The sequence below is a fragment of the Erythrobacter sp. W36 genome, from assembly GCF_057364935.1.
In genome coordinates, this window is sequence record NZ_CP200281.1 from 1,986,536 (window position 1) to 2,004,701 (window position 18,166).

Here is an 18,166-nt window from a genome sequence, read left to right on the forward strand (position 1 = left end):
TTAACTTCCAGACAGCTTTACCGCAGCTTCGCGGTCCTGCCACATTTGCTCCAGTGATGCGCGCAGAGTAGCGACATCTTCGCGTCCGGTCACGTTTGGACTAAACTCGTCGATGCCCATGGAGGCAAACAGACCGGCATAGGCATTTTGCGCCTCTGCATAAGCGATGTCATATTTGACCTCCGCGGCGAGCGTGTTCATCTCCTCTCGCAGCAGCGTCTGACGGCTCATTGCGCCAGCCTTATGGCCAGAACGGATTTGATCGAGGATCTTGTCCTGCACCTTCATCTGGCGTGATGCCGTATCGAGCTCTTCGCTCAAATGGCTGAAGCGCGCACGCGAGACGTGGACCTGTGTCATCACCGCCATGGTCAGCGCCAATTCGCGCTGCTCCAGCAGATCTTCCTGAGCGCGCACGGCCTTCTTATGCGCTGGCAGGCGGAACAGGTTGAGGACGTTCCAGCTGGCGCGGGCGCCGTAGTTCATCCAGTCATTGTTAAACAGGAAGTCGTTGGAATCGACATTGACGCCCAGGACACCGCGGAAGCTCGGCAGGGCTGAAAGCAATGCCGCATCCAATTCACGCGAATTGATCCGTTGGCGATAGCTAACTTCGCGCAGCTCTGGACGATTGAGCAGCGCTGTCATCATCATGTCTTCGCCTTGGTAATTGACCGCAGGCAAAGTGTTGGTGCGATCTGGCAAAGCGAGCGAGAACTCAGTGCCGGGGCGCAGGTTCATGAGCGCGGCCAATTGCGCCTTTGCAACCACCAGCTCGCGCTGAAGCTTGCGAATTTGCGCCTGAATTTCCAGCAATTCACGCTGATAGGTCAGCGCGGTTAGCGGAGCAGACAGGCGGCGTTCGGCCAAACGTTCTGAGTTCTGCAGCGTCGTGGTGACCGAATTTTCCAGTTCTTGCAGCTTGGTCAGCAGGCGTTCGGCGCTAACCGCGCGCCAATAGGAAGAGCGCACGTCTTCGATCACGCGGTTGGCAACCTTGCGGCGGCGCTCCTGCGCGATCAGCACTTCATCCGCGCCTTGTTTGGCCCGGACATAAGACAGGCCGAAATCGAGCACGTCCCAGCTGAGCGCAAGGTCAGCGGTGAACAGGTCGCGTTCCTGCGAGGTTGATGGCTCCAGCGATTGCCGCCGGGTGATCAGCGAGAGCGAGCTCGCGCCAGAGAAGTTGTTGCGCCCGGCATAGCCAGCACTGGCAACCAATTGCGGCAGCATATCGTAGCGCTGAAGATCAAGCTCGCGGTCGCGCAGCGCAATCTCCATGAGCTCAACCTTGTAGTCGAGATTGTATTTCAGCGAACGGGCCATCGCCTCATAGAGATCAATCGGCGCCGTCACCGGCTCCTGATCCACATCAACCCGCTCAAAATTGCTGGTCGCTGTCTCGTTCAATTCCGCCGCCGTGAACGGCTCGGGTACAGTTGCGCAGGCACCCAGGAAGAGTGTCGATGCGCTTACCAGTGCAAGTCCCTTATTCATTGGCTCACCTTCATCCGTTCTATTTTCAACTAAAAGCTGCAAGCAGTTTGCTTGCTTCGTCATCGGCTTCGCCACTGGCGCGTGCCATCATCGTATCAAGTGTTTCAGCCTTGGCTATTGCGTCTGCAATCGCCTCATCCAGCTGTATTTCACCGGTTGCGCCCTGAATAACAACAGGGATCTCAATCACTTCACCATCAGCCCGGATTGCGCGAACAACCAGTCTGATTGTCTCTGCATCGACCGGACATTCAATGATCGCCAGACCGCGAGCATCCATCCGGATCCAGTCAGGCAGCGGCGCGCCATCGCGCGTCACCAGCTGATATTCAGTGATCCGAGGGGCATCGTCCGCGCCAATATCGCGCATTTCGACGTAGACCACACGGTCGCGCGAAATGCTCTCAATCATAACCTGATCGCTGCCGGTATCGAGTTGCCGCACGGAGAAGCCGGTCAACGCCTCTGGCAGGAAGTCGCCAAAGCGCGGATCGAACAGACGGTCCACACCAAAGCGCAGATCGCGAATGTGATCGATATAGCCGACCACATCGTCAATCGGGCTGCCATTGGCATCAAAGCCGCCAATGCCGTTCAAGGAGCGCAGGCCGTTCACAGCGTTCAGTAATGGCTGGTCGACGTTGAGCGTGCCCATGCCGCCAAGCGAGCGGAAATCATTGACCGTATCGAGGATGATCAGCGGCGTGCTGATAAAGGCGTCGCTCTGATCCAGCACTCGGTCAACCGGATAGGCATCAGGAATGCCTGGATCAGGCTCATTGCCGAGCAGGAAGCTGATATCAGCCGCTGCCTCAACCACGGTGATCGTTGCAAAGCTCTCCACAAAACCGCCTTGACCATCAGAGATGAAGTAACGGATCGTCACTTCGCCGAAGAAGTCTGGCGGCGCAGAATATGTGAGCGTGCCGTCAGGATTGATCACCACTTCGCCAACATCGACGAGCGCGATCACCACTTCGAGCGGATCGCCATCTGGATCAGTGGCATTGTCGAGCACGTTGATAATCGTGTCGGTGCCGCCAATCACGGTCACCGCTTCTGGTTCATCAACCGGCGGCTCGTTGGTGTTGATCACCTCTACCGCGACGGTCGCTGTGGAGGTGCCGCCATTGCCGTCCGTGATGGTGTAGGTGATCGTATCCTGGCCGAAGAAATCGGGGTTTGGCACATAAGTGATCGTGCCATCTGGATTGATCGTGACCGTACCATTGGTGGCGGCTGCGGCTGTCACCGTCAGCGGATCGCCATCGGCATCAGTGTCGTTGACCAGCACCGGAATGGTGACTTGGCTGTCCTCATTCACGCTGGTGACGTCATTCACCGCAACCGGCGGATCATTGACGGGATTGACCGTGACGGTTGCCGTCACCGTGTCAAAGCCGCCCATGCCGTCGCTCACCTGATAGGTGATCGTATCGGTGCCGTTGAAGTCCGGGTTGGGCGTGTACGTGATCGTGCCATCCGGGTTGATCGTAACCGTACCATTCGGCGCATTGGCCGACACGACTGTCAGCGGATCGCCATCCGGGTCATTGTCATTCGCGAGCACCGGAATGGTGATAGGCGTGTCTTCATCCGTGACAGCCGTATCCGGCTCACCCACAGGCGGATCGTTCACGGCGACAATATCGACCGTGACTGTCGCCGTCGCTGTGCCGCCCATGCCATCATCGATCGTGTAGGTGATGGTGGTTGGCCCGTTGAAGTCCGGGTTCGGCACAAAGGTGATGGTGCCATCCGGATTGATCGTAACCGTGCCATCTGGCGAGGTCGCCGTTGTCACGGTTAGCGGATCGCCATCTGCATCGCTGTCATTGGCGAGCACTGGGATGGTGACCGGCTCGTCTTCCGTTCCGGTTGCCGTGTCATCCTGGGCCACCGGCACGTCGTTCACTGGATCAACCGTGACCGTCAGCGTGGCCGTATCAAACCCGCCATTGCCATCAGAGATGGTGTAGGTGATCACGTCGGTGCCGTTGAAGTTCTCATCCGGCGTGTAAGTGACCGTGCCATCCGGGTTGATCACAACCGTACCGTTCGGCGCGGTCGCCTCCGTAATGGTCAGCGGATCGCCATCAGCGTCGCTATCATTGGTGAGCACAGGGACGGTAACCGGCGTGTCTTCATCGGTTGTTACCGCATCATCCTGCGCAACAGGCGGATCGTTGACCGGCGCAACATTGACCGTAACGGTGGAGGTTGCTGTGCCGCCCATGCCATCATCAATGGTGTAGGTGATCGTGGTAAGCCCGTTGAAGTCTGGATCAGGCTCAAAAGTGATCGTGCCGTCTGGATTGATGGTAACCGTGCCGTCTGGCGAGGTCGCATCAGTGACCGTCAGCGGATCACCGTCAACATCGCTGTCATTGGCAAGCACTGGGATGGTGACCGGTGTGTCCTCATCCGTGTCTGCAGTGTCAGGCGTCGCAATCGGCGCATCATTGACCGGCGCAACCACAACGGTGATCGTCGCAGTGTCTGTGCCGCCATTGCCGTCATCAATGGTGTAGGTGATCGTGTCCGTACCGTTGAAATCGGGATCCGGCGTGTAAGTCACCGTGCCATCTGGGTTGATCGTAACCGTGCCGTTTGGCGCGGTCGCATCGGTCACCGTCAGATCATCGCCGTCCACGTCTGTGTCATTACCTAGCAGCGGGATCGTGACCGGAGTGTCTTCATCGGTGGTGGCGGTGTCATTGACGGCCACTGGCGGATCATTCTCTGGATCAACCGTAACGGTGACGAGAGCCGAAGCCGTGCCGCCATTGCCATCGCTGATCGTGTAAGAGATCGTGTCCGTACCGTTGAAATCCGGGTTCGGCGTGTAATCAATCGTGCCATCGGGCAGGATCGTGACCGTGCCGTTCGCAGCAGAGGCCGTGACCACGGTCAGCGGATCGCCATCGGGATCGCTGTCATTGGCGAGCACATCGATGTTGGTCGCTGTATCTTCCGTGGTGGTCGCGGTGTCGTTCATCGCCACTGGCACTGGATTGGTCACTGTCCAGCTAAAGGTGGTGGACGTTGTGCCGCCATTGCCATCATCAGCCGTCACGGTAACTTCGTAGACGCCATCACCGTTTGGTCCGCCAATCGAAGCAGATGGATCGATCGTACCAGAGATCACGCCCGTGGCCGGATCAATCGTGAGGCCCGTTGGCAGGCCAGCAGCATCGAATGTCAGAGTGTCGCCATCGACATCGCTGAAATTGCCAGCGGTCGGCACGCTGACGACTGCGCTATCGACATTCTCGCGCGGGGCGAGCGGCGTTACATCCGGATCATCATTGATCGGATTAACGGTAACGGTGACTATCGCCGTCGATGTGCCGCCATTGCCATCCGAAATCTCGTAAGTAATCGTGTCGGTGCCGTTGAAGTCTTCATTCGGCGTGTAAGTGACCGTGCCATCGGCTTCGATCACAACCGTGCCATTCGGCGCGCTGGCCGAGGTGACAGTCAGCGGATCGCCGTCTGGATCATTGTCATTGCCCAGCACCGGAATGTTAACCGGCGTGTCTTCGTCGGTCGTCGCCGTGTCATCCACCGCCAGCGGCGCTGGGTTGGCAACGGTCCAGGTGAAGACCGAATCCACGGTGCCGCCATTGCCGTCATCGGCAGTAACTGTGACGGTATAGACGCCGTCACCGTTCGGCCCGCCTTGCGAAGCATCCGGATCAATGGTGCCGGTGACATTGCCAGCGGCATCAATGGTGAGGCCAGCAGGCAAGCCGGTCGCTGTAAAGGTCAGCGGATCGCCATCTGGATCAGCAAAGCCCGGCGCCAAGTCCAGAGCAATGACATCTGCGTCATCATTCAGAACCGCTGGCAGAACCGGCGCGGTTGGATCGTCATTCTCAGCGCCGACAGTTACTGTAACGATGGCTGTGGACGTGCCGCCCTGGCCATCAGTGATCTGATAGGTGATCGTGTCCGTGCCGTTGAAGTTCGGATCCGGCGTGTAGGCCAAGGTGCCATCGGCGTTGATCGAAACCGAACCGTTTGGCGCGCTGGCAGAAACCACGGTCAGCGTATCGCCATCCGGGTCATTATCATTGCCCAGCACATCAATCGACGGGATCGGCGTGTCTTCAGTGGTCGAAGCCGTGTCATCTGCGGCTGTCGGGCCAGGATTGGTCACGGTCCAAACGAAGGTCACATCCGTGGTGCCGCCATTGCCATCATCGGCGGTAATGGTGGTCTGATAGATGCCATTGTTTACTTGGCTCGCATCGGGATCAATCGTCCCGCTGATAACGCCAGAGGCAGGATCAATCGTCAGACCAGCTGGCAGATCCGTCGCGCTGAACGTCAGCGTGTCGCCTTCGATGTCTGAGAACAATACGCCGGCATCGATCGAGACAGCATCGCCGTCTTCATCGCCGCGATCAGGCAGAGGCGTCGCATCAGGCGCATCGTTTTCTGGCGCGATAACGATGGTCGCAATCGCGGTCGCCGGATCGCCGTTGGCATCCTCAATTGTGTAAGTGACCGTTGCCGTACCGTTGAAATCGGGGTCCGGCGTAAAGGTGATCGTACCGTCCGCATTGACCACGGCTGTGCCATTGGTCGCCTGCGCATCGATGATGACGATTGGCGTGGTAGGATCGGCATCGGGATCAATATCATTCGCCAGCACGTCGAGCACTTGCGGAGTGTCTTCGGTACCGACGAAGTTATCGTCGATTGCCGTCGGTGGCTCGTTATTGATCGTCCAGGTGAAGGTCGTGCTGACCGTCCCGCCATTGCCATCATCAGCAGTGATCGTGACCGTATAGACGCCATCATTAAGTGGTCCACCGCTTGAGGCTGTGCCGGTGGTGGTGCCAGTGACTGCACCGGTGGCCGGATCAATCGACAGACCGTCTGGCAGGCCCATGGCGGAGAAGGTGAGCGTGTCGCCTTCTGCGTCGCTAAACGCAGGGGCCAGAGGCACGTTGATCGCCTCGTTATTGCCATCGGTGAGATCGGGCAGACCAATGGTCTCCGGATCATCATTCACCGCGCCAACAGTGATCGTCACGGTTGATGTCGAGGTGCCGCCCTCGCCATCGCTGATCGTGTAGATCACCGTGTCGGTGCCGTTGAAATTCGCATCTGGCGTGTAGGTGATCGTGCCATCGGCATTGATCAGCACCGTGCCATTAGCGGCATTCGCCTCTGTCACGGTCAGAGCATCGCCGTCTGGATCATTGTCATTGGCCAGAACCGGAACATTGACCGGCGTATCTTCTGTTGTGGTGGCCGTATCCGGTGCCGCGAGTGGCGGCGGATTGTTCACGGTCCACACAAAGATCGAAGTTGTCGTTCCGCCAGCGCCATCATCGGCGGTGACCGTGACAGTGTAGAGGCCATCGCCATTCGGCCCGCCCTGCGATGCATCCGCATCCAGCGTGCCAGTGATCACACCATTGGCGTCAATCGACAGCCCGCCCGGCAGGCCAGTGGCGGTGAAGGTGAGCGTATCACCATCAACATCGCTGAAATTGCCAGACACATCGAGCGAGATGACATCAGCGTCATCATCGGTCTGATTGGTCAGCTGAGGATCGGCGACCGGATCATCATTCACCGGATCAACTGTGACGGTGACGGTAGCTTGTGAAGTGCCGCCCTCTCCATCGCTGATCGTATAGGTGATCGTGTCCGTGCCGTTGAAGTCTTCATTCGGCGTGTAAGTGACCGTACCATCGGCTTCGATCACGACCGTACCGTTTGTAGCTGTGGCAGCGGTTACGCTGAGCGCATCACCGTCTGGATCATTGTCGTTCGCGAGCACAGGGATGTTGACCGGCGTATCTTCCGGCGTGGTTGCAACGTCATCGGTCGCCTCTGGCGGCGGGTTGGTGATCGTCCAGGCAAAGCTGCTGGTCACCGTGCCGCCATTGCCGTCATCCGCTGTAACGGTGACGGTGTAGATGCCATCGCCGGATGGTCCGCCTTGCGAGGCATCAGGGTCAATCGTGCCGGTGATGTTGCCAGCCGCATCGATGCTGAGACCTGGAGGCAGGCCTGTCGCGCTAAACGTCAGCCCATCGCCGTCGACATCGCTGAAGTTACCGGCCACCGGAACATTGACGGTCGCACTGTCGATATTGGCAAGATTGGACAGCGGCGTATCCGCCACCGGATCATCATTCACCGGATCAACCGTTACTGTGACGCTCGCGGTCGATGTGCCGCCATTGCCGTCACTGATCGTGTAGGTGATCGTGTCGGTGCCGTTAAAGTCCGCGTTCGGCGTATAGGTGACCGTGCCATCAGCCTCGATCACAACCGTGCCATTCGGCGCGGTGGCCGAGGTGACCGTCAGCGGATCGCCATCTGGGTCATTGTCATTGGCGAGCACCGGAATGTTGACCGGCGTGTCCTCGTCAGTCGTCGCTGCGTCGTCCACTGCCTCTGGTGGCGGGTTGGTGACGGTCCATGCGAAGGTCGTCTCGACCGTACCGCCATTGCCATCGTCAGCCGTGACGGTGACGGAGTAGATCCCATCACCCGCCGGGCCGCCTTGGCTGGCATCTGCGTCAATCGTGCCAGTGATCTCACCCGTATCAGGATCAATCGAGAGGCCCGCTGGCAGGCCAGTGGCGCTAAAGGTGAGCGTATCGCCATCAACATCGCTGAAATTGCCCGCTGTCGGCAGCGAGACATCCGCGCTGTCGACGTTATCTTGCGGCGCAATCGGCGTGACAACCGGATCATCATTCACCGGATCAACCGTGACGGTCACGGTTGCGGTGGAGGTGCCACCATTGCCATCGCTGATGGTGTAAGTGATCGTATCAGTGCCGTTGAAGTCCGGGTTCGGTGTGTAAGTGACCGTGCCATCAGCCTCGATCACAACCGTGCCATTCGCCGCATCCGCAGCCGTCACGGTCAGCGGATCGCCGTCCGGATCGCTATCATTAGCGAGCACAGGAATGTTGACCGGTGTGTCTTCATCGGTCGTCGCGGTGTCATCCACGGCCTCTGGCGGCGGATTATTCACCGTCCAGACAAAGGTCGTATCGACCGTGCCGCCATTGCCGTCATCAGCGGTCACAGTGACTTCATAAACACCGTCGCCCGCTGGGCCGCCTTGCGAGGCGTCTGGATCAAGCGTGCCGGTGATATTGCCATCGGCATCAATGCTGAGGCCGGGTGGCAGACCGGTGGCGCTGAACGTCAGATCATCGCCATCAACATCAGAGAAATTGCCGCTGACATCGAGCGTGACAGGGGTGCTGTCATCGTTGGTTTGCGGCGCGATTGGGGCCGCAACCGGATCATCATTGACCGGGTTCACCGTGATGGTTGCGGTCGAGGTTGAGAACCCGCCATTGCCATCACTGATGGTGTAAGTGATTGTATCCGTGCCGTTAAAGTCCGGGTTAGGCGTGTAATCAACACTGCCATCCGGGTTGATAACAACCGTGCCATTGGCCGCTGTGGCAGCGGTCACTGTCAGCGCATCTCCATCGGCATCGGTGTCATTACCGATTAGCGGTACATTGACCGGCGTGTCTTCATCGGTGGTCGCCGCATCAGGGTTCGCAACCGGCGGATCGTTGATCGGGTTGACCGTAACGGTAACCGTCGCAGTGGCCGTGCCGCCATTGCCGTCCGAAATCTCGTAAGAGATCGTGGTCGTGCCGTTGAAGTTCGGATTAGGTGTGAATTCCAGCGTGCCGTCCGGATTGATCGTAACCGTGCCATCAGGCGAGGTCGCGGTCGTGACGGTCAGATCATCGCCATCAATATCGCTGTCATTGCCCAGCACGCCAATGGTAACCGGCGTGTCTTCATCGGTGGTCACCGCATCATCGACAGCCACCGGATCATCATTGATCGGATTCACGGTGACGATAACCGCAGCGGTCGATGTGCCGCCATTGCCATCATCGATCGTGTAAGTGATCGTGTCTTCGCCATTGAAGTCAGGGTTCGGCGTGTAAGTCAGCGTGCCATCGGCCTCGATCACCACGGTGCCATTGGGCGCGCTCGCGCTGGTCACGGTCAGCGGATCGCCATCGGGATCATTGTCATTGCCGAGCACATCGACATTGACGCTGCTGTCTTCATCAACGCTGGCGTTATCGTTGACGGCAGTTGGCGCCGGGTTTGTGACGGTCCAGACGAAGTCTTGCGAGACTGTGCCGCCATTGCCGTCATCTGCAGTCAGCGTGACGGTGTATGGGCTGCCCTGGCTCGCATCGATGTCGAGCGTGCCAGAAATGATGCCGGTCGCCGGATCAATCGAGAGACCCGGTGGCAGGCCAGCGGCCGTGATCGTCAGATCATCGCCGTCGACGTCACTAAAGAAGCTCTCAGTTGCGAAGGAAACCGACTGATTGTCTTCATTGGTGACGTCAGGAATATCGACTGCCACTGGCGCGTCGTTTTCGGCAGTGACCGTAACCGTCAGCGTCGCTGTGGCAACGCCGCCTTGGCCATCACTGACGGTGTAGGTGACGTTCGCCTCACCGTTGAAATCGGGGTCCGGCGTGAATGTAACCGTGCCGTCTGCATTGACGACAACTGTGCCATTATCCGCGCTCGCGCTGGTAATGGTCAGCGCATCGCCATCAGGGTCGCTGTCATTCGACAGAACCGCCACGGTAACTGGCGTATCTTCCGGCGTGGTCGCGGCGTCATTCTGCGCGATCGGCGGCAGGTTTTGCACCGAATAAATAAAGGTCGTGCTGACCTCTTCACCCGACGGATCAGTCGCAGTCACTGTCACCACGAACGGCCCATTTTGCGAGCTGTCTGAGGCCAAAGTACCAGAAATCACGCCCGTAACGGGATCAATCGTCAGCGCATCTGGCAAGCCTTCGGCGCTGAAGGTCAAGGCATCGCCATCAACGTCGCTAAACGCGCTGGCGGTTGGGATAGACACAGTCTGGCTGTCTTCGCCGCTTTGGTTTGGAAGCCCGATTGTTGTCGGCCCATCATTGACCGGAGTGACGGTCACATCGACGCTCGCCGATGAGGTCCCGCCTTCGCCATCGTCGATGGTGTAGACGATGGTGTCCGTGCCGTTGAAATCTGGGTTCGGCGTGTAAACCAACGTGCCGTCAGCATTGATCGTGACTGTGCCATTACCGGCCTCAGCCTCAATCACGGTCAGATCATCGCCGTCCGGATCGACATCATTGGCGAGCACCGGAACATTGACCGGCGTGTCCTCGTCGGTCGTCACCGCATCATTCGCCGCTATCGGCGCTGGGTTGGCAACGGTCCAGGTGAAGTCCTGTGAAATGGTCCCGCCGCGTCCATCATCGGCTGTCACCGTGATGCTGTAGCTGCCGCCGTTCACCTGGCTCGCGCTGTTATCAATCGTGCCAGAGATAACGCCCGTATCAGGATCAATCGTCAGACCTGCGGGCAGGCCCGTTGCCGTAAAGGTGAGCAAATCGCCATCCGGATCGCTGAATGCGCCCGCAACTGGCAGGTTGATGTCTTGCGCATCAAGGTTGGTCTGATCACCGATCGAACCGCTGATCTCTGGCGTATCATTGATGTCATTGACCACGACCGTAACGGTCGCAATCGACGTGCCTCCATTGCCGTCGGAAATCTCGTAAGTGATCGTGTCCGTGCCGTTAAAGCCCGGATTTGGCGTGTAGGTGACCGTGCCATCAGCGTTGATGACTGTGGTGCCGTTTTGCGCATCTGCCGACGTCACTGTCAGCGGGTCGCCGTCTGGATCACTGTCATTGCCCAGCACATCGATGGTGACCGCCACGTCCTCATCGGTCGAGGCGTTGTCGTTCACCGCCTCTGGTGGAGGGTTCCCAACATTGAAGGTGATCGTCTCGGTTGTCGTGCCGCCATTGCCATCGTCAACAGTGATGGTCGCAGTGTAGACGCCGCCATTCGTTTGGCTCGCATCTGGCGTGATCGTGCCAGAGATAACGCCTGTATCAGGGTCAATCGTGAGACCCGGCGGCAGGTCAGTCGCGCTAAAGGTGAGCGTGTCGCCGTCAACGTCGCTGAATGCGTCCGCAACGGGGACAGAAACTGTATCGCCGTCGAGCGCATCAACAGGCGGGATTGGGGTCGAATCCGGATCGTCATTTTCTGGCGCAACCGTAACCGTAACGGTCGCCTCAGAAGTGCCGCCCTCACCATCACTGATAGTGTAGGTGATGGTCGCCGTGCCATTAAAATTGGCAGGCGGGACAAAGTTGATCTGATTGCCGACCAAAGTGGCCTGACCGACCGAAGAGAATGCAGAAATAACCGTCAGAACATCGCCGTCAGGATCGCTGTCATTCGGCAAGACATCGATCAGAACAGGCGTATCTTCCGTGGTGCTGGCGGTGTCATCAACTGCGATTGGCGCAGGGTTGGTGACAGTCCAGGTGAAGTCCTGATCCGCGCTTTCGCCTGATGGGTCGGTCGCGGTCACGGTGACATTGTAAACGCCGCCCGTTCCGCCAGTGCTCGCAGAATTGTCAATCGTGCCAGTAATCTCACCCGTGGCGCTATCAATTGTCAGGCCCGGTGGCAGACCAGCCGCGCTGTAGGTGAGCGCCGCATCGTCGCTGTCAGCAAAGCCGCCAGCAGTCGCGACAGAGATCCCGCCATCGGCGTCCAAATTGGTCTGCGCTGGCAAAGTACCAACAGGTACAGGCGGATCGTTGACCGCGCCCACGGTGACCATAACGGTCGCTTGCGAGGTGCCGCCTTCGCCATCACTAATTGTGTAAGTGATAGTGTCCGTGCCATTGAAATCGGCGTTCGGCGTGTAGGTGATGGTGCCATCCGCGTTGACCACAAGCGTGCCGTTGGGCGCGGTGGCCGAAACAACGCTCAGATCATCGCCATCGGGATCATTATCATTGGCCAGAACCGGAATATCGACCGGGGTGTCTTCGTCGGTGGTCGCGGTGTCATTGGCGGCAGTCGGCGCAGGGTTGCTGACCGTCCAGCTGAAGTTCTGACTTGCCGTCAAACCGCCAGAATCAGTCGCAGTGACCACAACATCATAGATACCCGCCGTGCCGCCTTGGCTGGCTGAATTGTCGATCGTGCCGGTGATCTCACCGGTCATGGCATTGATGCTGAGACCCGGCGGCAGGCCGGTTGCCGAATAGGTCAACGCTGCATCATCAATGTCGGCAAAGCCGCCCGATGTGTCCACGCTGATCCCGGCATCGGCATCATCGTTCACTTGCGGCGGTAATGAACCGACGGCAGTAGGTGCGTCATTCTCTGAAGTGATCGCAACCGTGACTTGGGCTGTATCTGTACCACCCTCGCCATCGCTGATCGTGTAAGTGATCGTGTCAGTGCCGTTGAAGTCCGCATTCGGCGTGTAAGTCAGCGTGCCATCGCCATTGACGACAACGGTGCCATTGGGCGCGCTTGCCGAAACAACGTTGATATCATCGCCATCAGGGTCAGAATCATTACCCAAAACTGTGATATCAACAGGCGTATCTTCGGTTGTTGATGCAGTATCATCAAGCGCATCAGGGCCAGGATTAGTGACCGTCCAACTGAAACTCTGTGTCGCAGACAAGCCGCCGGAGTCGGTACCGGTGACCACGACTGAATAGATTCCAGCCGCTCCGCCTTGGCTCGCAGAATTATCAATTGTACCCGTAATTTCACCAGTAACGCTATCAATCGAAAGGCCGGGAGGCAGGCCAGTCGCGCTGTAGGTCAGGCCTGCATCCTCTACATCAGCAAAGCCGCCAGAGGTCGCAACTGAAACGCCCGCGTCAGCATCAAAATTGGTTTGCGATGGCAAATTGCCATTGATGGTCGGATTGTCATTAACCGGATCGATCACAATCGGAACGGTCGCGGTGGACGTGCCGCCACGGCCATCGCTGATCGTGTATGTGATAGTGTCCGTTCCATTAAATTCTGCGTTCGGCGTGTAGTTCAGCGTGCCATCAGCGTTGATTGTAACCGTGCCATTGGTCGCATTGGCGTTAATTACACTCAGCGCATCGCCGTCGCCGTCAAAATCATTCCCCAACACGTCAATGTTGTTGACCGAGGTATCTTCGTCGGTCGTGATCTGTGCATCGTCAACCGCCGTTGGCGGATCATTGACCTCAAGTACATTGATGGTCGCGGTCGCCACATTCGAGCTCAACGACGCATTTTCAAAACTGATGTCAATCGTGCGGGGCGTTTCGTTCGGACGCTCACCCGCCGTCAGGAATGTGATCGCCTGCAGCGCGTTCTCGTAAGCGTTTGAGCTGCCATTTCCGGTAATGATGATTTCGGTCGCAGTGCGGGTGTAGCTTAGCCCGCCACCCAAGGAACCAGAGGCGGCATTCGAGCCATTGACGAGCAACTCATCGCCAGTGAGAGCATTGGTCAAAGTGATGGTCGCGCCGGTGACCGACCCATCTGGGTTTTGCACATCAACATCGTTGTCGACGATCGACACACCAGCGCCGTTCTCGACGTAAGTGTTGGTGTAAGCCGACCCACCGACCGTGCTGTCATTGCCATCCAAGTCAAGCCGCGGGATTGAAACAGTCGTACCGCCATTGCCGAGATTGAAGTCGGCATCGCCATCATGGCTGAAAGCAGCAAAACCAGTAATAGCATTTGGCGCTAGATTGTATGTGATGTTCCAGCTGCTGGTATTGAGCCAGTTGAAGCGGGCAGCAGAAGGAACTCCACTGTTCTCGTCAGCCGTCCCCGATGCAGTCACCTCGCCCGGTATCGAAGTGTCAAATAGCACACGGGAACCATCGGCAGATTCGAAAGACGACAATGTATCAGTGTCGACAGTTACGAATTCACGGCTGCGCGGCAAATTGCCAATGCCGTCAATGTCTGCCACGGTGTATTGAACATCGATTTCCGCCGGTGCACCTGTATTAGTGAAAAATACATCCCACCGAAGCTCCACCGTCGCGACTTCGCCAGCCGGACCTCCTGATCCAAGCAGAATTGTTGGATCATCGCTAACTGCACCTGGTCGCTCAAATCGCACAGAATCGCCGTCACTAACGCTGACGACAGTCGCCCGAATACTTATTGATTGACCATTGAGAGTACCAACATTGGCCCACGTTGCTGTTCCGCCTTCCGGAACGGCATCAGAAAAGCGACCAAAGGTACCGAAACCAGTCGCCCCTTGCGCGATTATATTGCCACTGTCATCACGCACGGTGAGCGAGTTTGCGGGAGCCGAAATGTTAGTCGGCGCCAGCAAACCATCCCATTCACGCGCCACGAGGGACGCGGTTTCGACCATGCCCAGGCGGTTCTCGAGCGTCCAATCGCCGCCGCGAGCGATGCTACCCGTGTCGTCGATTGATGCAGCAATATCCGCGCCGGTGATGGCCGCGAGATTGTTAAGCAGAGCCTGACCCTCGGCGTCATTGCCAACATCACAGCCGTAAATCAGAATATCGCCATCCGCCGACAGCTTTGAGCCAATCGAGGCAAAGGCGGATGCCAGCTCTCCGGTCAGTGCTGCGCTATCGATCCGGGTGTCACCCAGCCAGAACATGCCATCTTCGCCGTGGCTGACGAAATGGATTGCGCCAATGTCGCTCGCACCGGCAAGTGCGGTGAGAACCTGATCAACGCCGTCGCTATTTGCATCCACAAACACAATCGTGCCGCGACCTTCCCAGATCTCGGCAAGCTGCTCGTAATTGTCGACACTGGTGTCAATGAAGATGAAGTCGTTAGGCACCTCGCCAGACTGCGCGACAACCGCATCATCAGAAGGCTCTGCAAAAAAGCCATCGGCCAGCGCGCGCTCCATGCCGTACATGGCCGCCGCCCGGTCATCGCGCATTGCATCAATAATAGCGCGCGGCGTGCTGCCCTCGCGCATTTCATCATTGAGCTGGATTTGCGGATGCAGCGTGTCGCGGCCCTCAGACCGATTGCCAGACAGGAAACCAACCGGCTGAGCGGACAGGCCAGAGCCGGTGTCATCGCCGATCCGTGAGGAAATATCGCTGCGTATGTCGAATTTTACAGGCGCAACGCTGGCTTCGTTAAAGGTGTATTCACCCGGAGCAACAGCCATCGGGCCAATGTCTGCGGTGATAGCGGTGACCACCCCCGCTCCATCAAACATCATCCGTGGTTCAAGCGCCAGAATGTGACGACTTGCAGCCTGTTTTTTTGTCATGCGCGACCTGACCCCATATTCGCAGCTCCATCCCAAATTCGCAGCCAAGGGATATGATGCAATTATTACTTTATAGCCAAAACAGTATCATAGTGAAACAGGTTTGGCACCAGCAAACAGGGGTGAGAAGTTGTAAATTTACGTTAAGCCGGGGATTTCTGGTTGCAAAAGTCTTAATACAATCAAGCACTAGCGATGCGCGTTAGTCACTCGTTAGTGCGAATACTGAGCACCGCCACTGCAACTCAGCCTGCATTTTCAATGGGAGGCGGATGAGAGCCTCGCAGACCCCTTCAGGAGCGCCTCCAGTCACCCCGAGGCCTCCCGTCCAACCGGCTAACGGAACGCGACCAAAACTCAGCTCGTCTCGCGCCAGATTGCGTTAGTCTCAGGTTAGTCAAAACACCTCACAAAGCGACCGCGCCGCCAAAAAACTCATTTGCTGCCAGATGCTTAACGGACCACCCGTTTGATCAGCCATATGGTGCAGCAAGCGGGATGAGGCGAACTTTGGGCCTAGTGACAAGTTACGGTTTGTTCGGACATCTTGCGTAAAGCTTCACGTCCGAAGTCATGAAAACCGCGTTAGCCTTTATGATTAGGAACTGGTTTCATCGCTCATGTTAGCGGTGCGGCCAGTTGCAATATTACCCGCCATCTCGGCGGTTTTTGGGAGGGATTCCAGTATGAGTGATGAGCTGCTTGAGGCGCCCGTGCGCCCTGAAGTGGAGACAGCCAGTCCGTCGGCACCTGAAGCGGGCGAGGCCAGCCTTAGTCCCGCGATCTCTAAAGGTGCGGCGGTGTCAGCGCTTGCTATCGCAACGGCCGCATGTGGCGGCGGTGGCGGAAGCGGCGGCGGTTCGACCGCTGGCGGCACTCCTCCGACCGGCGGCGGCACGCCCCTCCTGTGGCAGTGGTCACTCCGCAAACAGACCAAGAGGCCGCGCGCTTCCTGCTGCAGGCATCTCTTTCAGCTTCTACCGCTGAGATATCGTCCCTGCGTTCTGATGGCTTTGAGCCGTGGCTCGACCGCCAAATGAACCGCAACAATGATCAAACCGCGCGGCAGTTCTTCACCAGCCAGGGTTATGATCAGGTCACCACCGAGCGGTATTATTTCAATTCAGGTATCGGCGACAACATGATCTGGAGCCAATTGCTCCAAGGTGGCAGCGCGGTTCGCAAACGCGTAGCGCTGGCCCTGTCAGAGTTCTTCGTCGTCTCTTACAATGGGATCAACAACACCTGGCGCGCCATGGCGATCGGCGAGTATTGGGACATTCTCAACCGCAACGCTTTCGGCAATTTCCGCGAGCTGCTCGAGGAGATCACGCTCAACCCGTCCATGGGGAATTTCCTCAATACGCTCGGCAATCGCAAAGCCGATCCGAAATCAGGACGCGTTCCTGATGAGAACTTCGGCCGTGAAATCATGCAATTGTTTACGATTGGTCTGTTCGAACTCAACAATGATGGCACCGTTCGCACCAATGGCGGCGAACCGATTGAGACCTATACCAACGACGATGTGACCGGCATCTCAAAGGTCTTCACCGGCTATGATTACGATTACACCGGGATCGGTTTCACGCCTGACGCGCAAGGCGGAAATTTCGATATTCCTGATCCGGACTACACCCGCCAGCCGATGACGGCGGACCAGACAAAGTGGCGCTTTCCAAAGAACGAGTCTTTTCATTCGGACGCGGAAAAAACCTTCCTGGGCACCACGATTGCGCCAAACACCAGCGCTGAAGAATCCCTGCGCGTCGCGCTCGATACTCTGTTCAACCACCCCAATGTGGGGCCGTTCTTTGGCAAGCAGATGATCCAGCGCCTGGTGACCAGCAATCCAACGCCAGCCTATGTTGATCGGGTCGCATCAGTCTTTAACGACAATGGCAGCGGCACCCGCGGCGATCTTCGCGCTGTGTTCAAAGCGATCCTGCTCGATGACGAAGCGCTAAACACCGCCAACGTCACCAATGCCAATTTCGGTAAGTTGCGCGAGCCCATGCTGCGCTACACGCAGTGGGCACGCACATTCGGCGCGCAATCGGCCTCAGGCAATTACGATCTGGGCAACACATCCGATACATCGAACCGGATCGGCCAATCACCGCTGAGATCACCATCGGTGTTTAACTTCTTCCGCCCGGGATACGTGCCAGCGGGATCGCAGGCGGCAGAGCGCAATTTGCTCGCCCCAGAGTTTCAGCTGGTCAACGAGACCTCGGTCGCAGGCTACGTCAACCAGATGGAGCGGGTGATCGATGGCTCTGTGTTCTGGTCGCGCGATATCCAGCCGCAATACACTGACGAGCTGGCGATTGCAGAGGACAGCACCGCTCTGCTCGACCGGCTCGATCTGCTGCTAACCGCAGGTCAGCTGAGCGACAACACGCGCTCCTTGATCCTTCCCGTCCTCGACGAAATCGACGTTACCGCGACCAGCGATAACGAGACCAAGCTCAGCCGGATCCATCTCGCTGTCCTGCTGATCATGGCGTCGAACGATTACCTCATTCAGAAATAAGG

The 18,166-nt window shown here is 57.7% G+C and carries 3 protein-coding genes; 1 reads left to right on the forward strand and 2 read right to left on the reverse strand.

Features of this window, described 5'->3' with window-relative positions; translation table 11 throughout:
- Both AC0V6U_RS09665 and AC0V6U_RS09670 read right to left on the reverse strand, forming a co-directional pair.
- Window positions 1-1,497 carry a TolC family protein gene (locus AC0V6U_RS09665; protein ID WP_472642961.1) on the reverse strand — a complete coding sequence of 499 codons (1,497 nt, stop codon included), beginning with the start codon at window positions 1,495-1,497 and terminating at the stop codon, window positions 1-3.
- 25 nt (window positions 1,498-1,522) lie between these two features.
- Entirely contained in the window at window positions 1,523-15,628 is a 14,106-nt protein-coding gene (locus AC0V6U_RS09670; protein ID WP_472642962.1) for an Ig-like domain-containing protein, read from the reverse strand.
- 907 nt (window positions 15,629-16,535) lie between these two features.
- Between AC0V6U_RS09670 and AC0V6U_RS09675 the strand changes: the two genes are divergently transcribed.
- A complete protein-coding gene (locus AC0V6U_RS09675) occupies window positions 16,536-18,164 on the forward strand; it encodes a DUF1800 domain-containing protein (RefSeq protein ID WP_472642963.1) in 1,629 nt (542 codons plus the stop codon).
- Window positions 18,165-18,166: the final 2 nt, after the last annotated feature.

What these genes read in the sequence shown, in the direction of transcription:
- AC0V6U_RS09665 (WP_472642961.1), bottom strand. Translation starts at nt 1,497, where the DNA reads ATGAATAAGGGACTTGCACTGGTAAGCGCATCGACACTCTTCCTGGGT.
- AC0V6U_RS09670 (WP_472642962.1), bottom strand. Translation starts at nt 15,628, where the DNA reads ATGACAAAAAAACAGGCTGCAAGTCGTCACATTCTGGCGCTTGAACCA.